A 20,941-nucleotide genomic window follows, 5' to 3' on the forward strand; every position below is an offset into this window, starting at 1 on the left:
AACAAAGCCGGTCCGGCGGGATATTTGTACTGTGGGTCGGGGGGGCCGCCGAACATCGATCGCCGCAAGCCGCCCCGGCGATGCAGCAGGGACGGGATTGTCGTGGTCGAGGCACGTTCGCCGCTCGCCCTGTGGCAATCGGTACGCGCCCTTCCCGAGTTTCGACGCCTGCTCGAGCTTCGGCTCGTCAGTCAGTTCGGTGACGGGCTGTTCGCCGCCGGCCTGGCGGGCGGGCTGCTGTTCAGCACTGAACGGGCCGCGACGCCGTGGGCCATCGCCGGTTCATTCGCGGTGCTCTATCTTCCGTACTCGCTGCTCGGCCCGTTCGCGGGCGCGCTGCTGGACCGCTGGGACCGGCGCCTGGTGCTCATCGGCGCCAACATCGGACGCCTGCTCATGGTCTTGGTCGTCGCATCGCTGCTCGCGGCCAGCGCTCACGATCTGGCGATTCTGGTGGCCGCGCTGATCGTCAACGGCTTCACCCGATTCGTCTCCTCGGGTCTGTCGGCGGCACTGCCGCACGTGGTGCCGCGAGAGCAGGTGGTGTCGATGAACTCGGTCGCCACCGCGGCCGGCGGGGCCGCCGCCTTCCTCGGCGCCATCTTCATGCTCCTGCCGCGCTGGCTCTTCGGGGCAAACGACGTCGGCGCCTCGACGATCATCTTCATCGTCGCGGTGCCGGTGGCGTTTGCGCTGTGGCTGTCGTGGCGCTTCCCCCCGCATCTGCTCGGTCCCGACGACAGCAAACGCGCGGTCCACGGATCGATCGTGTACGCGGTGGCCACCGGTTGGGGACACGGCGCCCGCACCGTCGCGGCGGTGCCGTCGGTGGCCGCGACGCTCGCGGGGCTGGCCGCGCACCGCATGGTGCTCGGCATCAACAGCCTGCTGGTGCTTGTGCTCGTCCGGCACGCCGACGTCGATGTGCCGGACGTCGCGGGTCTGGGGACGACGGCATTGTTCTTCGCGGCCGTCGGCATCGGACAGTTCCTGGCAGCCGCGGTCATGCCGGTCGCCGTCGCACGGTGGGGCCGGTACGCGACAGCCAACGGGGCCTTGGCGATCGCCGCGGTGATTCAGATACTGGGCTCCGGCCTGCAGCTGGCGGTGATGATGGTGTGCGGCTTCTTCATCGGACTGGCCGGCCAGGTGGTCAAGCTCTGCGCGGACAGCGCGATGCAGCTGGACGTCGACGACGCGCTACGCGGCCACGTGTTCACCGTCCAGGACGCGCTGTTCTGGATCGCATTCATCCTCGCCGTGACGGCGTGCGCCGCGGTGATTCCTCCCGGCGGCCACCAACCGGCGCTCGTCCTCGCAGGTGCCGGCATCTACCTGCTCGGATTGGCCGCGCACGCCACGCTCGGGCGGAGCCGACGCCAAGGCTAAGGTGACGGCATGGCTGGTGCCGAGCCGATGGTCGCTGACCTGCGCGCCGAGAGCGACGAACTCGACGCGCTGGTGGCCGACCTTCCCGCCGCACGTTGGAGTGAGTCCACACCGTCGCCCGGATGGACCATCGCCCACCAGATCGCGCACCTGTTGTGGACCGATCGCGTCGCACTCACCGCCGTCACGGACGAAGCCGGATTCGCCGCTGTGTTGGAGGAGGCGTCGAAGGATCCGTCGGGATTCGTCGATGCGGGCGCCGAAGAGCTGGCGTTGACGCCGCCGGACGAACTGCTGGCCGATTGGCGCCGCACCCGCAGCCGTCTGCACGACGAGCTGTTGACAGTGGCTGACGGACGCAAGCTGCCGTGGTTCGGTCCGCCGATGAGCGCCCCGTCGATGGCGACCGCACGGCTGATGGAGACGTGGGCGCACGGTCTCGACGTCGCCGACGCGCTAGGTATCGACCGGCCCGCCACCGCGCGCCTGAAGTCGATCGCCCACATCGGCGTGCGGACCCGCGATTTCGCCTTCGCCGTCAACGGCCTTGCGCCACCGGCAGATCCGTTCCTCGTCCAGCTGTCCGCTCCGGACGGGTCGACGTGGTCGTGGGGGCCGGACGACGCGGCGCAACGAGTCACCGGCTCGGCGCAGGACTTCTGCATGCTGGTCACGCAGCGCCGGCCACGGTCGCAGCTCGATGTGACCGCCACCGGTGTGGACGCCGAGCGGTGGCTCGGCATCGCGCAGGCGTTCGCCGGGCCACCCGGACCGGGGCGGGCCTGATCAGAGCTCGTCAGCCCCATCGGCCTTGCCGTCGGCATCACCGTCGCTCAGCTTGATATCCCACCGCCCGTCGCCGTCGGTGTCGACGAAGGCGTGCTCGGCGCTCACCGCGCGGTCGGCCAGCCCGTCGCCGTTGACGTCGAGCAGCCGGTCGTCGACCTGGCCGTCCGCATCGACGTCGACCACCGCACCCCCCGAGTGCTCCACGCCGTCGAGCCCGAACCACCTCAACGACCCGCCCCGGTCCAGGCTCACCACCCACGTGCCGGTGCCGTCGTCGGTGAAGTAGGCCGCGTCGGACAGGTGATCGCGCACCAGGTGATCGGCCACACCGTCGGCATCCAGATCCGCCATCGCATCGTCGAGCAGACCGTCCCCGTCGAAGTCCAGACCGACGGCGTCGAGCGCACCATCACTGTTCAGGTCGATATCCGGGGCAGCGCTCCAGATGGTGGCCGACCCGTCACCGTCGCCGAGGCAGTACTCCATACCGAGATCAGACGGTGTGGTCGCCTCGCGCGTTCCACCATGTGGTCAATTCCTCGACGGCTTCGTCATGCGACAGCGGGCCACGGTCGAGTCGGAGCTCCTTGAGATACCGCCACGCCTCGCCGACCTGTGGCCCGGCCGGGATGTCGAGCAGCCGCATGATCTCGTTGCCGTCCAGATCGGGCCGGACGAGAGCCAGATCCTCCTTCTCGGCCAGCTCGGCGATGCGCGCCTCGAGATCGTCATAGGCCGCCTGCAGTCGCGCCGCCCGCCGCTTGTTGCGCGTCGTGCAGTCGGCACGAACCAGCTTGTGCAGTCTGGGCAGCAGTGGGCCGGCGTCGGTGACGTACCGGCGCACCGCCGAATCGCTCCACCGCCCAGTTCCGCTGCCGTCGGCGTAACCGTGGAACCGCAGATGCAGGTACACCAGCTGGGAGACGTCCTCGATCATCTGCTTCGAATACTTCAGGGCCCGCATCCGCTTGCGCGCCATCTTCGCGCCCACCACCTCGTGATGGTGGAAGCTCACCCCGCCGTCGGGTTCGTGCCTGCGGGTAGACGGCTTGCCGATGTCGTGCAGCAGCGCCGCCCAGCGCAGCACCAGATCTGGGTCGTCCGATTCCAGGTCGATTGCCTGCCGCAGCACCGTCAACGAATGCCAGTAGACGTCCTTGTGTTGATGGTGTTCGTCGATCGCCATCCGCATGCCACCGACCTCCGGCAGCACGACGTCCCCGAGCCCGGTCTGCACCATCAGGTCGATACCGGCGACCGGGTCCGCGCCCAGCAGCAGCTTGTCCAGTTCGGCGGCCACGCGCTCGGCGGAGATGCGTTGCAACTGAGGCGCCATCTCGATCAGCGCCTCCACCACCCTCGGCGCAACGGTGAACCCGAGCTGCGAGACGAACCGGGCCGCGCGCAGCATCCGCAGCGGGTCGTCACCGAACGAGATCTCCGGCGCCGCAGGGGTATCCAGAACCTTGGCCTGCACCGCCGCCAGGCCGCCGAGGGGATCGTAAAACTCGCCGGGACCGTCGGCGGTGATGCGCACGGCCATCGCGTTCGACGTGAAATCGCGACGCACCAGATCGTCCTCGAGGCGGTCGCCGAACCGCACCTCAGGATTGCGTGACACCTGGTCGTAGGTGTCGGCACGGAACGTGGTGATCTCCAGGCGGTCGTCGCCCTTGCCCACCCCGACCGTTCCGAACTCGATGCCGGTGTCCCACATCGCGTCGGCCCACCCGCGCAGCATCGCCTGCAGCTGCTCCGGCCGCGCATCGGTGGTGAAGTCGAGGTCGTTGCCCAGACGGCCCAGCAAGGCATCGCGCACACTGCCGCCGACGAGGAAGAGTTCGTGCCCCGCGTCAGCGAACACCCGGCCCAGCTCGCGCAGGACGTCGCCATGCCGGTTCAGCGCAACTTGCGCCGCGGCAAGCAGTTCAGCATCAGCACCCGATCCGGCCACGTTCGGACACCCTAATAGCAACGGGTCCATCACGACCGGTGAGTGTGGCGGGAGCGATACTTCGTGGCAGCTACTATCGCTTGGGTGTCGGACGGCGAACATGCAAGACCACGACGGCGCCGCGGGCGACGTCGCGGCCGCCGCGCGGCAGGTCCTCCCGAGGCCGGTCCCCAGCCAGCCGACCACCACAACAACTCGTCCGTCAACGGCTCAAAAGACCAGGTAAACGCCCAGCCCAAGCCGCAGAAGTCACGTCCGCGCCGACCACCGGACCGGCTGCGCACAGTCCACGAGACCTCAGCGGGCGGGCTCGTCATCGACGGCATCGACGGTCCCAAAGACGGCCAGGTAGCCGCCCTCATCGGGCGCACCGACCGGCGCGGCCGGATGCTCTGGTCGCTGCCGAAAGGCCATATCGAACTCGGTGAGACCGCCGAGCAGACTGCCATTCGCGAGGTCGCCGAAGAGACCGGAATCCAGGGCAGCGTGCTGGCCGCGCTGGGCAGCATCGACTACTGGTTTGTCACCGAGGGGCGCCGAGTGCACAAAACCGTGCACCATTACCTGATGCGATTCCTTGAAGGAGAGCTGTCCGACGAGGACGTCGAGGTCAGCGAGGTGGCCTGGGTGCCGCTGAAGGAGCTGCCGTCGCGGCTGGCCTACGCCGACGAACGTCGGCTCGCCGAGGTCGCCGGTGAGCTCATCGACCGATTGCACGCGGACGGGCCCGCCGCGTTGCCGCCGCTGCCACGGACCTCGCCGCGGCGACGGGCCCAGACGCACTCGCACACCCGCAACCGTCGTCCCGACGATAAGACAACTCGGCGGACGAACGGCTGCGGCCAAGGGCCGTGAGCGCCCCGCGCAGGACCCTCGCCGGGCCCACGCCTGGCGGGCTGGGCCCACACCCGATGGGCCCACGCGCGCAGCGCAGGGGAGGTCGGGGAGTGACGCGCCTGCTCGTCGCGATCGGGCTGGTGGCACTGTTCGTCGTACCGTTCGCACTCCCCCGCGCCGCCGCCGGTGAACCCGGTTCGACGCCGTTCCTGACGGTACGCATCGACCGCGTCACCCCCGAGGTCGTCACCACGACCAGCGAACCCGTCGTGACTGTCGCCGGCACCGTGGAGAACGTCGGCGACCGTCCCGTGCGTGACGTGATGGTGCGCCTCGAGGACGCCGCGGCCGTCACGTCGTCAGCGGGGCTGCGCACCAACCTCGCAGGCAACGTCGATCAGTTCGAACCCGTGGCCCAATTCGTCACTCTTGCACCAGAACTGGCGCGCGGGCGCGCTGTCCCGTTCACTCTGTCCTACCCGCTGCGGTCCGCGGAGCAACCGTCGCTCGGCATCGAGCGGCCCGGTGTCTACCCAGTGATGGTCAACGTCAACGGGACGCCCGACTACGGGTCGCCCGCACGCCTCGACGACGCCCGGTTCCTGCTGCCGGTACTCGGCGTCCCGCCCGATCCTGCCTCCGACACCGACGACGCGCTGACGGCGGTGGTCCCGCCGGACACCTCCAAACCGGTCGGCCTGACCCTGTTGTGGCCCATCGCCGACCGGCCGCGGCTGGCTGCGGGCGCACCCGGTGGCACCACACCGATCCGATTCATCGACGACGACCTCGCGACGTCCCTGGCACCCGGCGGACGGCTCGATACCCTGCTTTCGGCCATCGAATTCGCCACCGGCCCGCAGGTCGATCCCGACGGGAACGTCCGCCTCGCAACGTGTCTGGCCGTCGACCCCGACTTGCTCGTCACCGTCAACGCCATGACGGGCGGCTACGTCGTCAACGATGGTCCCGACGCCGGGCCGGGCACCCCGACGCACCCCGGCGCCGGCCAGGACGCCGCCGTGGCCTGGCTCAACCGGCTCCGCGGCATCGCACAGCGCATGTGCGTCGTATCGACCACCTACGCGCAGGCCGACCTCGACGCGCTGCACCGGGTCGGTGATTCCGGGCTGTCCACCATCGCCGTGAAATCCGCGGGCGACATCGTCGACCAAATCCTCGGGATCGCGTCGGTCCGAGGCGCCAGCCTCATCGGCGACGGACCCCTCACCGGGCCGGCGGTGCAACTGCTGTCCGCACTGGGCCCACGCCCGCAGGGCAGCGGCGAGCAGACCGTCGCGATCGGCGCCGCCGAGGTCGCGGCATCGGATGCCGACAGCGCAAACGGCACCGCGCCAGAACCCGCCGATACGCGGCCGGTGCGATACGCGCCGAACGTCGTCGCGGCGCCGTTCGACCCCGCGGTGGGAGCCGCGCTGGCCGGGGCGGGCGCCGAACCGGTCACACCGTCATACGTCGACCCTTCGCTGGACGTTCCCCTGCACCACGGTTCGGACGTGGCGCGCAGACAAGACGCCGTCGGCGCGATGATGTGGCGGGCACTGCAGCCCGACATCGAGCCCCGCACCGAGATCCTGATGCCGCCGATGGCGTGGAGCCCCCAGCCGGCGGACGCACAGGCGATCCTCACCGCGGCGGCCACCATGATCAACGCCGGGATGGCGCGGCCGCGCCCGCTTACCCAGGTGATCACCGACGGCAATGCCGTACCGCCGCAGCGCATCGCGCCGCTGCCCGACGCCAACCTCGGAGATTCGCGCGGGCGGTTCGACGACGCCGTGGTGTCGGGCATCGCGGCGGTAACGGCCCGGCTGTGGGGTCTGACGACCGCATTGACCACCGACGAACGCACGGGCCTCACCGGCTACGGCTACACGGCGCCGCTGCGCGAGGACTCGCTGCGCGCGCTGAGCCAGTCGGTGCGACCGGATGCGCGCAACGGCCTTGCGCAGCAACGGCTTACGACAGTGAGCCGCACGGTCGAAGACCTTTTCAACGCGGTAACCATCGTCAACCCCGGCGGCTCCTACACGCTGGCGACCGAACGCAGCCCCCTCCCACTCGCCGTCCGCAACAACCTGCCCGTGCCGATCCGGGTGCGGTTGGACGTTGACGCGCCGCCGGGCATGACCGTGACCGACATCGGCGAGATCGTGGCGCCGCCCGGTTTCCTGCCGCTCAAGGTTCCGATCGAGGTGCACTTCACCCAGCGCGTCGCCGTCGACGTGGCACTGCGCACCGCCGACGGTCTGCCGCTCGGCGAACCCGTGCGGCTTTCAGTGCACTCCAACGCGTACGGCAAGGTGCTCTTCTTCATCACGCTGACCGGCGGGGCGATCCTCGCGCTGCTCGTCGGCAGACGGCTCTGGCACCGATTCCGCGGCCAGCCCGACCGCGCCGACCTCGACAGACCCGATCCCCTCGAGGTCGCGATGCGCTTCGACGAGGACACGGTTGCTCAGACCGGGGAGAAATGAGTACCGTCCCGGGCTCTCCGAGCGTGGGCCCAGGCCCGCGCGGCCGCCCCGGGCCGCCCCCTCCCCGCGTTGACCTCAGTGGCCCCCCGCCGCCACGATCCCGCACCGGGCCGCCGCGGCCGTTCGGTGCCCGCAACCCGGTGCCCGGTCCCCCACCGCCGCCGCCCCGCAGGCGTTCGGCCCCACCGCCACGGCTGCCCCGCAGCCCCGCACCCAGGCGCCGCGCCGGACGCCCCGAATTGTCCGACGCCGCGGTCGTTTCGCGCTCGTGGGGCATGGCATTCGCGACCCTGATCAGTCGCCTCACCGGGTTCGCCCGCATCGTGCTGATCGCCACCATCCTCGGTGCCGCGCTGTCCAGTGCGTTCTCGGTGGCCTATCAACTTCCGAACCTCATCGCCGCGCTGGTGCTGGAGGCGACGTTCACCGCGATCTTCGTGCCCGTGCTCGCCCGCGCCGAACGCGACGACCCCGACGGCGGGACGGCGTTCGTGCGCCGGCTGGTCACCCTGGCGACCACGCTGCTGCTGCTCACCACCGCGCTGGCCATCGTGTCGGCGCCGCTGCTGGTCGAGCTGATGCTCGGCGCCGACCCTCTGGTGAACCGCGACCTCACCAAGGCGTTCGCATATCTGCTGCTGCCGCAGGTGCTGTTCTACGGGCTTTCTTCGGTGTTCATGGCGATCCTCAACACCCGCAACGTGTTCGGGCCGCCCGCGTGGGCTCCGGTGTGCAACAACGTCGTCGCGATCGCCACGCTTGGCCTCTATCTCGTTGTGCCCGGCGAGCTTTCGGTGGATCCGGTCCAGATGGGCAACGCGAAGCTGCTTGTCCTTGGCATCGGCATGACGCTGGGGACGGTGACTCAGGTGGTGGTGCTGCTCGTCGCTTTGCGGCGCGAGCGGGTCAGCCTGCGTCCGTTGTGGGGCATCGATGCCCGGTTGAAGCAGTTCGGTGCGATGGCGTCGGCGATGGTGCTCTACGTCCTGATCAGTCAGATCGGCCTGATCGTCGGCAACCGAATCGCCAGTGGCGCTGCGGCTTCCGGCCCGGCGATCTACAACTACACCTGGCTCGTCCTGATGCTGCCGTTCGGCATGATCGGGGTGACGGTGTTGACGGTGGTGATGCCGCGGCTGAGCCGCAACGCCGCGGCGAACGACAATCCGGCGGTGCTGGCCGACCTGTCGTTGGCCACCCGGCTGACGATGGTGACGCTCATCCCGATCGTGGCGATGATGACCGTCGGCGGTCCGGCCATCGGCAGCGCGCTGTTCGCCTACGGGAACTTCGGCGACGTCGACGCCGGCTACCTCGGCATGGCGATCTCGCTGTCCGCGTTCACGTTGATCCCATATGCCCTGGTGTTGCTTCAGCTTCGGGTGTTCTACGCCCGGGAGCAGCCGTGGACGCCGATCGCACTGATCGTCGTGATCACCGTCGTCAAGATCGCGGCGTCGGTGGCCGCGCCGCACCTCACCGACGATCCTGATCTGGTCGCCGGCTATCTCGGCCTGGCCAACGGGCTGGGGTTCCTCGCCGGCGCGACAGTCGGCTTCTTCCTGCTGCGCGCGAACCTCAACCCACCCGGCGGACGACTCATCGGCCTGCAGGTGGTCCGCACCATCCTCGTCACGATCTGCGCGTCGCTGATCGCCGGTCTGATCGCCCACGTCGTCGACCAACTGTTAGGCCTCGAGTCGCTGACCACCAACTGGGGTGGCGCGGGGTCGTTGCTGCGGCTGCTGGTGCTCGGCCTGATCATGGCGCCGACGATCGCCGGTGTGCTTCTCGCCGCCAAGGTGCCCGAAGCAGAGGCCGCCCTCGGTGCGGTGCGTCGTCGCCTGGGCCGCACCCGACCCGCGCCAGCGACACCGGCGAGGGTGGCCTCACCACCGAGAATGCTGCCCGACCAGCCTCCGCCGGGCACTCCCCTCACGTACGCTCGTCAAAGGAATTCGTCCGCGTCAATACGACGCCCGGCCCCGCCGGTCGTAGGGCGCGAACCCTCGGGGGAGGTTGTCAGGCATGAAATGGGGAAAGGACCAGCGGTGAGCAACGAACCCGCAGGCGGCTCCGCGCCCGACAACACCGCCACGGCGAAGATCCCGGTACCGCCGCCCCCGAGCGACCACGAATCACCGGTGGCCGCCGACGACTTCCAGCCCGACGTGCCGACTCCCGATATCCCCAGCGCCCCGTCGCCCGCCGATTTCAAGGCGACCGTGCAGGAGCCCGTCGACTTCGGCGCAACGGCCCGCCTGTCGACGGCGGAGCCCAACGGCACCGCGCCGATCCCGGCATCCGGGCGGCCGCCGTCGGACTACGGCGGCGACCCGACCCGCGAATCGCTGCCCTTCGACGTGCCTCGCGAGCCGCCGATCGAGGCGGCGACGTCCGATGAGGATGTCCATCTGATCCCCGGCGCGGTCATCGGCGGCGGCCGATACCGGCTGCTCGTCTTCCACGGCGGGCCCCCGACGCTGCAGTTCTGGCAGGCACTGGACACCGCGCTCGATCGCCAGGTGGCGCTGACGTTCGTCGACCCGGACGCGACGCTGCCCGACGAGCAGCTGCAGAAGATCCTGGCCGCCACACTCAAGCTGAGCCGCTTGGACATGCCCGGTGTCGCCCGGGTGCTCGACGTGGCGAACACCGGTTCCGGTGGTCTGGTGGTTTCGGAGTGGATCCGGGGCGGGTCCCTGGCCGAGGTGGCCGAGACGTCGCCCTCCCCGATTGGTGGCGCGCGGGCGATTCAATCCCTGGCGGCTGCCGCTGAGGCCGCGCATCGCGCGGGTGTGGCGATGTCGATCGATCACCCCAGCCGCATACGGGTGAGCATCGAGGGCGACGTCGCGCTGGCGTTCCCGGCGACGCTGCCCGATGCCACCCCGGAAGATGACATCCGCGGTATCGGCGCGGCGCTGTACGCGCTGCTGGTCAACAAGTGGCCGTTGCGCGAGGAAGGCGTGCGCAGCGGATTGGAATCCGCCGAACTCGATCCCGCGGGACAGCCCGTCGAACCGCGCTCCGTCGACCGTCAGATTCCGTTCCAGATCTCGGCGGCGGCGGCCCGCGCGGTGCAGGAGGGCGGCGGGATTCGTAGTGCGCCGACGCTGCTGAACCTGCTGCAGCAGGCCACCGCGGTCGCCGATCGCACCGAGCTCATCGAGCCGGTCGACGAGCCGGTCGCTGCGCCGGCGCCGCAACGGTTCCGCGGGCGAGACCCCGAGGATCCCGACGCGCAAGCCCGCCGCCGCAAGGCTCTGCTGATCGGGCTCAGCGTCGGCGGCGCGATCATCATCGTCGCGCTGGTGGTGCTCGGCACCGTGCTGACCCGGATCTTCGGCGACGTCGGCGATGGACTCGGCGGTGACGAACTGGGGCTCAATGCACCGGGTACGTCGGAGGCCGGCGAGGTTGGCGCCGGGGAAGACGTGAAACCCGTTTCGGCAACGGTCTTTTCGCCCGAGGGCGAGGCGGACGCGCCCGCCGAGGCCCGCCTCGCAATCGACGGCAACCCGACCACCGTGTGGCCGATCGACACGTACACCGACCCGGTGCCGTTCCCGAACTTCAAGAACGGTGTCGGTCTGATTCTTCAGCTGCCCGAGCCCACCAAGATCGGCGAGGTCGACATCGATCTCAACAGCACGGGCACGGCCGTGGAGATCCGGTCGGCGCAGTCGCAGACGCCGGCCTCGCTGGCCGACACGACCGTGCTCAAGTCGGCCACCAGCCTGCAGCCCGGGCAGAACACCATCAAGCTCGACAACGCCGAGCCGACGTCCTACCTGCTGGTCTGGGTGTCGACCCTGGGCACCGTCGATGGCGAGAACCGTTCGGACATCGCGGAGATCACTCTCAAGGCGGCGGGCTAACCGAACTATCCCCAGCCCGGCAAAGATGTGTCGGAGGGGCCCGTGCGCGCCGTTTAGTGTTCGGCTGTGGGGACATTCGGCGAACAGGAACGCACCGATGGAGAGTTGCTCGCCGCGCACGTCGCGGGTGAGCAATACGCGTTCGAGGAGCTGTTCCGCCGCCATCACCGCCAGCTGTATCGGCTCGCCCAGCTGACCAGTCGCAACCCGGAGGACGCCGCCGACGCGCTGCAGGACGCGATGCTGTCTGCGCACCGCACCGCTCCGGCCTTCCGCTACGACGCCGCCGTCAGCAGTTGGCTGTATCGCATCGTGGTCAACGCCTGCTTGGATCGGTTGCGCCGCAACAAGACCCGCCCGACCACCACACTGCTCGACGACACCTGCCACGCCGGCGATCCCATGCCGCACGTGGACACCGCAATCGTGGTCGAGCGCGCCCTGATGCGGCTGCCCGTCGAACAACGGGCGGCCGTGGTCGCGGTCGACATGCAGGGCTACTCCGTGGTCGAGACGGCGCGGATGCTCGGTGTCGCCGAGGGGACTGTGAAGAGCCGCTGTTCGCGCGCCCGGCGCAAGCTCGCCGAGACGCTGGACTATTTCGCGCTCGATGGAACCGCGGCGGCCTCGTCGTCGTCTAATCCCCCGGTGATGGAGACTGGCTGACGTCAGGGCAACCGGCGGGAGCACGCGATGGACAACGGCACCGAGGACGACCTCGATCCTGCGGTGGTCGAGCGTGTCCGTCGCGATCTCGCCCAGCTGGGGTCGGACGAGGCTTCGGCGCCCGACGTGCCGCCGGAGGTGACGCAGCGCGTCCTCACCGCCCTGCGCGCCGAACCCGCCCACACGGTCGCGCGGGCGCCGCTGCGGCGGCTGCAGGTCATCGGGCTCGTCGTCGGCCTCGGCGCCGCGGTGGCCGCCGTCATCGTCGGGGCCGTGATGGTGAACCGCCCCGAGCCACCCACGTTTCCCGCGGGCCCGACCGCCAACATGATCACCGTCGACCGGGCCGCCGCGATTCCGCTGCCGCATTCGCAGATCATCGAGCTGCTCTCACGGACCCCGGACTTCGGGCCGCTGACAGACCCCCGGCGCCGCGGTTCCTGCCTCGGCGGACTGGGCTATTCCCCGGGAACGACGGTGCTGGGTGCCCGGCCACTGGACATGCGGGGACAGCCCGGGGTGTTGCTGCTGCTTCCCAGCGATTCACCCGACGATGTCGCGGCCGTCGTCGTCGAGCCGGGTTGCAGCGGAGCTCACACCGGCCTGTTGGCGAAGTCCTTGGTCAGTCGGACGTAATCTGTCCACCAGACCGGGCGGGAACACCCACGCCTAGGCTGGTGTTACACCCGTGCCGGTTGCGAATCGGCAGAAAGGTCGAAAGGCGCCCATGACCTCCAATCCCACGGTTCATGACCTGATCGTCATCGGATCCGGGCCCGCGGGCTACACCGCAGCCATTTACGCGGCGCGCGCCCAGCTGGCCCCGCTGGTATTCGAAGGCATCCAGTTCGGCGGCGCGCTGATGACCACCACCGAGGTGGAGAACTACCCCGGCTTCCGCGACGGCATCACCGGGCCGGAATTGATGGACCAGATGCGCGAACAGGCGCTGCGCTTCGGCGCCGATCTGCGGATGGAGGACGTCGACTCCGTTTCGCTGGAGGGCCCCATCAAGACCGTCACCGTCGGTGACGAGACCTATCAGGCGCGCGCCGTCATTCTCGCGATGGGCGCACAAGCCCGTCACCTGGGAGTACCCGGTGAGGAAGCCCTGATCGGCATGGGCGTCAGCACCTGCGCCACGTGCGACGGCTTCTTCTTCCGCGACGAGGACATCGTCGTGGTCGGCGGCGGCGACTCCGCAATGGAGGAGGCGACGTTCCTCACCCGCTTCGCCCGCAGCGTGACGATCGTGCACCGCCGCGAGGAGTTCCGCGCATCGCGCATCATGCTGGAGCGCGCTCGCGCCAACGAGAAGATCACCTTCCTGACCAACACCCAGGTGATCTCGATCGAGGGCGATCCCAAGGTCAGCGGTGTGCGGCTGCGCAACACCGTCACCGGCGAGGAATCCAAGCTCGACGTGACCGGCGTGTTCGTCGCCGTCGGCCACGATCCGCGCTCGGAGTTGGTGCGCGGACAGGTCGACCTCGACGACGACGGCTACGTGCAGGTCAAGCAGCACAGCACCGCAACCTCTGTGGAAGGCGTTTTCGCCGCGGGCGACCTCGTCGATCACATCTACCGACAGGCCATCACCGCAGCGGGCACGGGCTGTTCGGCGTCCATCGACGCAGAGCGTTGGCTCGCCGAAATCGGCTCTGCCCCAAGCGATGAAGCAACCGCCACCCCCGTACGTTAGGAGTTGTACCCATGACTGAGACCTCGGCCGGAAAAGCCACCGTAACCGTCACCGACGATTCGTTCTCCAGCGATGTGCTGTCGAGCAGTACCCCTGTGCTGGTGGACTTCTGGGCCACCTGGTGCGGTCCGTGCAAGATGATCGCCCCCGTTCTCGAGGAGATCGCCGGCGAGAAGGCCGGTCAGTTGACCGTCGCCAAGCTCGACGTCGACGCGAATCCCGCGACCGCCCGCGATTTTCAGGTGGTTTCGATTCCGACGTTGATCCTGTTCAAGGACGGTGCGCCGGTGAAGCGCATCGTCGGCGCAAAAGGCAAGGCAGCCTTGTTGCGCGAACTCGCTGACGTGGTGTAACGATCCCCCTAGCTTGGCTGTGGGCCCAATTTCGGCCCCGGCGGATACCCGCCTGGCGTTTTCTCGATTCCCAGAACCGTCTGAGACAATGCTGTCTAGCTTTATTACGTCGTGTCGGCGTTGTGCGGTCGCCGGCATCCGTGACCGAAAGGCCGCCTATGTCGAGTCTGCGTCGCGGTGACCGCGGAAGTGCGGTCACCGAGATCCGGGCTGCTTTGACGTCCTTGGGCATGGTCGAAAATCCCGACGACGACATCACCACCGGCCGGCACGTCGCGCTCGACGTGTTCGACGACGAACTCGACCATGCGGTGCGCGCCTTCCAACAGCACCGCGGCCTATTGGTCGACGGCATAGTCGGCGAAGCGACTTACCGCGCGTTGAAAGAGGCTTCCTACCGCCTGGGCGCACGCACGCTCAACCATCAGTTCGGTGCTCCGATGTTCGGCGACGACGTTGCGACACTTCAGGCGCGGTTGCAGGATCTCGGCTTTTACACCGACATGGTCGACGGACATTTCGGGCTGCACACGCACAACGCGCTGATGTCGTACCAACGCGAGTACGGGCTGTATCCGGACGGCATCTGTGGCCCAGAAACGTTGCGCTCCTTGTACTTTCTGGGTTCACGTGTCACCGGCGGCTCTCCGCACGCGATCCGTGAAGAGGAGCTCGTCCGTAGCTCCGGTCCGCGGCTGTCAGGTAAGCGGATCATCATCGATCCGGGCCGCGGGGGCGACGATCACGGGCTGATCATGCAGAGCCCCGACGGTCCGATCAGCGAGGCCGACATCCTGTGGGATCTGGCGAGCCGGCTCGAGGGCCGCATGACCGCGATCGGTATGGAGACGTTCCTGTCTCGCCCCGTCAACCGTTCGCCGTTCGACGCCGCGCGGGCCATGACCGCCAACACGGTGGGCGCCGACCTCATGATCAGCCTGCGCTGCGCCACCCAGCCGAGCCCTGCGGCCAACGGTGTCGCATCGTTCCACTTCGGCAACTCACACGGTTCGGTGTCCACCATCGGACGCAACCTCGCCGACTTCATTCAGCGAGAAGTTGTGGCGCGCACCGGATTACGTGACTGCCGCACCCATGGGCGAACGTGGGATCTGCTGCGGCTGACCCGCATGCCCACGGTGCAGGTCGACGTCGGCTACGTGACCAATCCGCGCGACCGCGGACTGCTGGTCTCGAGCCATACCCGGGACTCGATCGCCGAAGGCATCCTCGCCGCGGTCAAGCGCCTGTACTTGCTCGGCAAGAACGATCGCCCTACTGGCACATTCACTTTCGCCGAACTGCTGGCGCACGAACTCTCCGTCGACCAGGCCGGCCGCGTCAGCCCGAGCTAGCTTTCGCGCGCCCCCTAGCAGGCGCTGGCGCCCGCTCCCACCGGCTGTTGCAGCTGGGCGCTTTCCAGCAGGCGCTCCAGAGCCGCCTCGACATCGGCCTTCCAGCCCAATCCCTGTTCCAACTCCAGCCGTAGCCGCGGAAAGTACGGATGCGGCGAGACAACCACGAAGCCGGCGTCCTGCAGCACGTCGACATCGAGCACACACTGGTCGACCGAACAGTCGCCCAGCACCTCGATGATCGGCCGCAGGACGGGCGACACCGCCTGCGGGTCGGTCAGATCGGACGCATCGGCGGTATGACCGAACGCTTCGAGCGCGCGCACGCCACGACGTACGAGATCACCAACCACCGCAGCGATCAGAGTGCGCGGTAGGGCATCCGCGCCATCACCGGGCTCCACCCCCAGGGTCGTGAGCAGAACGGCGTCGGCACTGACCGGACCGGACGGGAAATAGCGGGCCCGCGGAACCGCGCGCGGCGGCGCATAGAACGCGTAGCCCAGGCAGGCCTCGTCGCCGGTCGGCACGGCGTCGTCCCCCATCGAATCGGGACACTGCACCGCTATCTGCCCGCACGCGCCCCATTCGAGCATGACCATCGACAGCCACGCTTCCTTCTCGAACTCGGGGTCCCACAGCTGGTTTCCACCCGCTTGCGAACCCTGCAGGGTCGACGGATCGACCTCCCAGAACACGCAACGACGCGCGTGCTTGGGCAGCTGCTCGAACGCTTCGAGCCGCATGGGCGTGATACGTGGCGGCACTAGCCTCTCCGGGTTTTGCACGGTGTCGATGTGCACGGATGCCACTCCAGGATAGAAGGGCGCGGCGCAGATGACGCCAAATCTGCGCGGAGAACCTCGGGCGGCCGCGGCGTTGTCCAAAGCTGTTGATACACAGTCATTTCCACTCAGGGCCGACGGGCACGGATACTCTCCCCAGGGTACGTGTCACAGTGACGTAACTGCCGCGGGTTAGGGGTCAGCGGTTGGACGCGCTCATTAGTTCAACTATGCGTTGTAGGTCCTCGACCGACCCGAACTCCACCACGATCTTGCCTTTGCGTTTGCCGAGAGCGACCGTGACGCGGGTATCGAAGGCCGTCGACAGCCGCTCAGCAACATCCTGCAGCCCCGGCATGTGGATCGGCTTGCGCCGGGGCGCCGCGGGCGTCGCCGGGCCGGCACTGTTGGCCAGCGTGACGGCCTCCTCCGTCGCGCGCACCGAAAGCCCCTCGGCGACGATGCGTGCGGCGAGCTCCTCCTGCTGCTCTGCCCCGCCCTCGAGCGAGAGCAGAGCGCGGGCGTGCCCGGCCGACAGCACGCCGGCCGCCACCCGACGCTGCACCGCGATCGGCAGCCGCAACAGCCGGATCATGTTGGTGATGAGCGGACGCGAACGGCCGATGCGCGCGGCAAGTTCATCGTGGGTGACGCCGAACTCGTCGAGCAGCTGCTGATACGCGGCCGCCTCTTCCAACGGGTTCAGTTGGACGCGATGGATGTTCTCCAGCAAGGCGTCGCGGAGCATGTTGTCGTCGCCGGTCTCCCGGACGATCGCCGGGATGGTCGCCAGCCCCGCCTCCTGCGCGGCCCGCCACCGCCGCTCCCCCATCACGAGCTGATACTTCGGCGTGGCCTCGCCGGGCAGCGCGCGCACGACGATGGGCTGCATGAGGCCGAACTCGCGTATCGAATGCACCAGTTCGGCGAGGGCTTCCTCATCGAAGACCTGGCGGGGTTGCTTCGGATTGGGCTCGATCGCCGACGGATCGATCTCGCGGTAGACCGCCCCCGACACGTTGACCGGTCCACCGATCACCACATCGGCAGCGGCGTCCCCCATCCGGCCGAGCGACGATTCCCCATCGGACGGACCGGTCGGAATGAGCGACGCCAGCCCGCGGCCCAGACCGCTGCGCTTGCCTTTGGGTTGAGTCATCCAGATCTCCTCATCGGTCGCTGATCCTCTTCGCGCAAGCGCTCATCGGCGGCTAATCCTCTTCGCGCAAGCGCTCATCGGTGGCTAATCCTCTTCGCGCAAGCGCTCATCGGCGTTCCGCGATCTCACGGCTGGCATCCAAATAACTCATCGCACCTCGTGAGCCGGGGTCGTAGTCGAGGATCGTCATGCCGTACCCGGGCGCTTCCGACACCTTGACGCTGCGTGGGATCACGGTCCGCAGCACCTTGTCGCCGAAGTGGGCGCGCACGTCGTCGGCTACCTGATCCGCCAGCCGCGTGCGCCCGTCGTACATCGTCAGGATCACGGTGGTGACGTTGAGCTCCGGATTGAGGTGGGCCTTGACCATCTCGATGTTGCGCAACAGCTGACCCACACCCTCGAGCGCGTAGTACTCGCACTGGATAGGGATCAGCACCTCCGGCGCCGCCACGAGAGCGTTGATGGTGAGCAACCCCAACGACGGCGGGCAGTCAATGAAGACGTAGTCGAAGTTGTGGTTCTTGAGACTGGCGAGTGCACCGCGCAGCCGCCCTTCGCGCGCCACCATGCTTACCAACTCGATCTCGGCGCCGGCCAGATCGATGGTGGCCGGCAGGCAGTACAGCCGCTCGCTGTGCGGGCTGCGTTGCAGGGCGGCCTCCAGCGGGATCTCCCCGATCAGTACTTCGTACGACGACGGTGTGCCCTCGCGGTGCTCCACGCCGAGCGCGGTGCTGGCATTGCCCTGAGGGTCGAGATCGATCACCAGAACTTGCAGCCCTTGCAGCGCGAGTGCGGCGGCGATGTTGACGGCCGTGGTCGTCTTTCCGACACCGCCCTTCTGGTTCGCGATGGTGAAGACGCGTTGCCGTTGCGGACGCGGAAGCCCGCCCTTGGCGGCGGCGTGCAGCAGACGCACGGCGCGTTCGGCTTCAGCCCCGATCGGCGTATCCACCGCGGGCGGATCCGGCCACGGCTCGGCCTGCGCGGGCGTCCCTTCCCATGTTTCACGTGAAACATCGGGTGCGTTTGTTTCACGTGAAACATCGCGATTCGGCAGCGGCCCGGCATCCGGCCGCGGCGACGCCGGAACGGAACTCATGCTCGGCTCCCGTCCTCCGGCGTGTGGTCGGCCGGGTTCCGCCGGCGCGCCACCACGACGGTCGCGGGAGGATCCAAGACGTCCGCGCAGCATTTCATCACCCTCACATCGATGGCTCCCAGAGACGCCAGCACACGCCGGTGTTCCCGGGCCTCTTCTTCGGCACGCTCTCCTTTGATGGCCAACATCTCGCCACCCGGACGCAGCAGAGGCATGCTCCACTTCGCGACCTTGTCCAGTGACGCCACCGCCCTGGAGGCCACCGCGTCCACTTCCCCCACTTCTTCTCGCACAGCCCGCTCCTCTGCCCTGCCGCGCACCACCGTCACGTCGATCTCGAGTTCGTCGATGACCTCGCGAAGGAAATCGCTGCGGCGCAGCAGGGGTTCGATCAGCGTCACCCGAAGATCGGGGCGAGCCAACGCCAACGGTATCCCGGGCAGGCCCGCGCCACTACCGATGTCGGCAACCCGGGCGTTCTGAGGCAGCAACTCGGCGATCGCGGCGCTGTTTAGGAGGTGGCGGTCCCACAGTCGGTCGACCTCGCGGGGCCCGATCAATCCGCGTTCGACACCGGCGCCGGCCAGGATCGCGGCGTACCGCCGTGCGCCGTCCAGACCGGGGCCGAACAAGGCGTCGGCGGCTTGTGGCGCTGCCGACGCCTCGTCATGTTTCACGTGAAACATCCTCCGGATCATCGCGGGGCCGACTGTCCCGTCGGGACGAACTACACGGATGTAACTCTTGGTCAGTCGGCCAGAATGACGACGCGGCGCGACGGCTCAACGCCCTCGCTCTCGCTGTGCACACCGTCGACCGCGGCGACCGCGTCGTGCACGATCTTGCGCTCGAACGGCGTCATCGGCGACAGTTCCTCGCGCTCACCCGACTCCAGCACCCGCCGCGCGACCTTGTCGCCCAGTGCCGCCAACTCGTCGCGACGGCGCCGGCGCCAGCGCGCGATGTCGAGCATCAGTCGGCTCCGTTCGCCGGTTTTCTGATGCACCGCCAACCGCGTCAACTCCTGCAGCGCGTCTAGCGCCTCGCCCTTGCGGCCGACGAGCTTGTTGAGATCGCTGCCGCCGTCGATGCTCACGATGGCGCGGTCACCCTCGACGTCCAGATCGATGTCGCCGTCGAAGTCCAGCAGATCCAACAACTCCTCGAGGTAGTCGCCGGCGATCTCGCCTTCGGCGACCAACCGCTCCTCGAGGTCCTCCGAACCTGTGCGGTCTTCGGCGACTTCGTCGCCGGCCAACTCCTCACTGCGCTCGGTCGTGTCAGCGTCGGTCATGTTTGTGTCTCTCCCTCATCTACGGTCTGCACCGGTCGTCTTCGGGTTGGCCCGCAGCCACGCGGCCGCGGGTACCCCAGCGCTTCTCACCGTGGGCCGGTCAGCGCTTACGTTTCTTGGGCCGTGCTCCTGGCCGCGGGGTCGCGCCCGGCCGCGGCGTTCGGCTGCCGGTGCCCGACGCGGTCTTGCCCGGACTCGTCCCGGTCGCCTTGGCGTCGGACGATCCGTTCTCCGCAGCCTTGCCGTCCATCTCCATGCCGTCGCTCGTGGTGATCTCGGTCGGTTCGGCGGCGACCTTCGACTGCTTCTTAGGCTTGGCGCCGGGCGGCGGTGCGTTCTGTGCGCGCCGTTCCTTGGCTGCGAGCTTCTTCGCCTCTTCTTCTTTCTCGATCATTCCGAACACGTAGTGCTGCTGTCCGAACGTCCAGATGTTGTTGGCGAGCCAGTACATGATGATCGCCAGCGGCAGGAACGGGCCGCCGGCGACCACGCCGAGCGGGAAGACGTAGAGCGCCAGCTTGTTCATCATCGCCGTCTGTGGATTGGCCGCCGCCTCGGGACTCTGGCGGGCCACCGATGCGCGGCTGTTGAAGTACGTGGCGATGCCGGCCAGGATCATCATCGGCACGCCGACTCCGATGACCGCGACACGGTTGAATTCGGTGAACGCCTCCAGGCCGTGCTGCTGGATCATCGTGGCACCCAGCGGCGCACCCAACAGGTTCGCATCCAGGAAGTGCCGGACGTCCTCAGCGCTGAACACGTAGTTGCCGAGTTGAGCGTTCTCCTCCACCGACAGCCCAAGCCGGCCGATGCCCGTCTGAGTCCGGTTGAAGGACATCAGCACGTGGTACAGACCGAGGAACACCGGCAGCTGGGCGAGCATCGGCAGACAGCCGAGAATCGGATTGAAGCCGTGCTCGCGCTGGAGCTTCTGCATCTCCAACGCCATCCGCTGGCGATCCTTGCCGTACTTCTTCTGCAGCGCCTTGATTTGCGGCTGCAGTTCCTGCATCTGTCGCGTGGTGCGGATCTGCTTGACGAACGGCTTGTACAGAATCGCGCGCAGAGTGAAGACCAGGAACATCACCGACAGTCCCCAGGCGAAGAAGTTCGTCGGCCCGAGAATGAAGGCGAACGCCTTGTACCAGACCCACATGATCGCCGACACCGG

General features: G+C 68.2%; 18 protein-coding genes. 10 read left to right on the forward strand and 8 right to left on the reverse strand.

The genetic code is table 11. The annotated features are described in order from the left end of the window. The first annotated feature begins 102 nt into the window (after positions 1-102). Both M1248_RS05065 and M1248_RS05070 read left to right on the forward strand, forming a co-directional pair. Entirely contained in the window at positions 103-1,389 is a 1,287-nt protein-coding gene (locus M1248_RS05065) for an MFS transporter (protein WP_163732564.1), read from the forward strand. Between the two features lie 9 nt (positions 1,390-1,398). Continuing rightward, positions 1,399-2,175: a TIGR03084 family metal-binding protein gene (locus tag M1248_RS05070; protein WP_317147741.1), complete on the forward strand. Its 777-nt coding sequence runs from the start codon at positions 1,399-1,401 to the stop codon at positions 2,173-2,175. Here the strand turns inward: M1248_RS05070 and M1248_RS05075 are convergent, their stop codons facing one another. Together M1248_RS05075 and M1248_RS05080 are read right to left on the reverse strand one after the other, a co-directional pair. Further along, entirely contained in the window at positions 2,176-2,664 is a 489-nt protein-coding gene (locus tag M1248_RS05075; RefSeq protein WP_163737978.1) for a pullulanase, read from the reverse strand. A gap of 7 nt (positions 2,665-2,671) precedes the next feature. Continuing rightward, entirely contained in the window at positions 2,672-4,162 is a 1,491-nt protein-coding gene (locus M1248_RS05080; RefSeq protein WP_317147857.1) for a CCA tRNA nucleotidyltransferase, read from the reverse strand. 54 nt (positions 4,163-4,216) lie between these two features. Between M1248_RS05080 and M1248_RS05085 the strand changes: the two genes are divergently transcribed. From M1248_RS05085 to M1248_RS05120, 8 genes are all read left to right on the forward strand, one after another. Next, entirely contained in the window at positions 4,217-4,987 is a 771-nt protein-coding gene (locus M1248_RS05085) for an NUDIX hydrolase (RefSeq protein WP_163732570.1), read from the forward strand. 56 nt (positions 4,988-5,043) lie between these two features. Beyond that, complete coding sequence (locus M1248_RS05090; protein ID WP_163737979.1) at positions 5,044-7,467, forward strand: DUF6049 family protein; 2,424 nt, start codon at positions 5,044-5,046, stop codon at positions 7,465-7,467. After that, positions 7,464-11,348: a murein biosynthesis integral membrane protein MurJ gene (gene murJ, locus M1248_RS05095; protein WP_410506618.1), complete on the forward strand. Its 3,885-nt coding sequence runs from the start codon at positions 7,464-7,466 to the stop codon at positions 11,346-11,348. The genes M1248_RS05090 and murJ overlap by 4 nt, the downstream gene beginning before the upstream one ends. Before the next feature lie 66 nt (positions 11,349-11,414). Further along, the gene (gene sigM, locus M1248_RS05100; RefSeq protein ID WP_163732577.1) at positions 11,415-12,014 is read left to right on the forward strand and encodes an RNA polymerase sigma factor SigM; all 600 of its coding nucleotides are present in this window, start codon (positions 11,415-11,417) and stop codon (positions 12,012-12,014) included. 27 nt (positions 12,015-12,041) lie between these two features. Beyond that, positions 12,042-12,650, forward strand: a complete 609-nt coding sequence (locus tag M1248_RS05105) for a hypothetical protein (RefSeq protein WP_317147742.1) — start codon at positions 12,042-12,044, stop codon at positions 12,648-12,650. 91 nt (positions 12,651-12,741) lie between these two features. Next, the gene (gene trxB, locus M1248_RS05110) at positions 12,742-13,716 is read left to right on the forward strand and encodes a thioredoxin-disulfide reductase (RefSeq protein WP_163732582.1); all 975 of its coding nucleotides are present in this window, start codon (positions 12,742-12,744) and stop codon (positions 13,714-13,716) included. An 11-nt stretch (positions 13,717-13,727) separates the two neighbouring features. After that, entirely contained in the window at positions 13,728-14,069 is a 342-nt protein-coding gene (gene trxA, locus M1248_RS05115) for a thioredoxin (RefSeq protein ID WP_163688804.1), read from the forward strand. Positions 14,070-14,227: 158 nt separating this feature from the next. Continuing rightward, positions 14,228-15,424, forward strand: coding sequence for an N-acetylmuramoyl-L-alanine amidase (locus tag M1248_RS05120; protein WP_163732585.1), 1,197 nt, complete (start codon positions 14,228-14,230; stop codon positions 15,422-15,424). Positions 15,425-15,438: 14 nt separating this feature from the next. On the opposite strand, the gene M1248_RS05125 is transcribed toward M1248_RS05120, so the two are convergent. From M1248_RS05125 to yidC, 6 genes are all read right to left on the reverse strand, one after another. Next, positions 15,439-16,191: an acetyltransferase gene (locus tag M1248_RS05125; protein ID WP_317147859.1), complete on the reverse strand. Its 753-nt coding sequence runs from the start codon at positions 16,189-16,191 to the stop codon at positions 15,439-15,441. Positions 16,192-16,408: 217 nt separating this feature from the next. Further along, entirely contained in the window at positions 16,409-17,368 is a 960-nt protein-coding gene (locus tag M1248_RS05130; RefSeq protein ID WP_163732588.1) for a ParB/RepB/Spo0J family partition protein, read from the reverse strand. 106 nt (positions 17,369-17,474) lie between these two features. Further along, on the reverse strand, positions 17,475-18,566 hold the full coding sequence (locus M1248_RS05135; protein ID WP_410506619.1) for an AAA family ATPase: 1,092 nt from the start codon (positions 18,564-18,566) through the stop codon (positions 17,475-17,477). Further along, positions 18,470-19,150 (reverse strand): 16S rRNA (guanine(527)-N(7))-methyltransferase RsmG, encoded by a 681-nt coding sequence (gene rsmG / locus M1248_RS05140; RefSeq protein WP_163732591.1) that lies wholly within the window; start codon positions 19,148-19,150, stop codon positions 18,470-18,472. The genes M1248_RS05135 and rsmG overlap by 97 nt, the downstream gene beginning before the upstream one ends. A gap of 71 nt (positions 19,151-19,221) precedes the next feature. Then, positions 19,222-19,767, reverse strand: a complete 546-nt coding sequence (locus tag M1248_RS05145; protein ID WP_163732594.1) for a protein jag — start codon at positions 19,765-19,767, stop codon at positions 19,222-19,224. A 100-nt stretch (positions 19,768-19,867) separates the two neighbouring features. Continuing rightward, complete coding sequence (yidC, locus tag M1248_RS05150) at positions 19,868-20,926, reverse strand: membrane protein insertase YidC (protein ID WP_410506628.1); 1,059 nt, start codon at positions 20,924-20,926, stop codon at positions 19,868-19,870. Between the last annotated feature and the right edge of the window lie 15 nt (positions 20,927-20,941).

The organism is Mycobacterium sp. 29Ha (assembly GCF_032883055.1).
Lineage (GTDB): Bacteria > Actinomycetota > Actinomycetes > Mycobacteriales > Mycobacteriaceae > Mycobacterium > Mycobacterium gallinarum.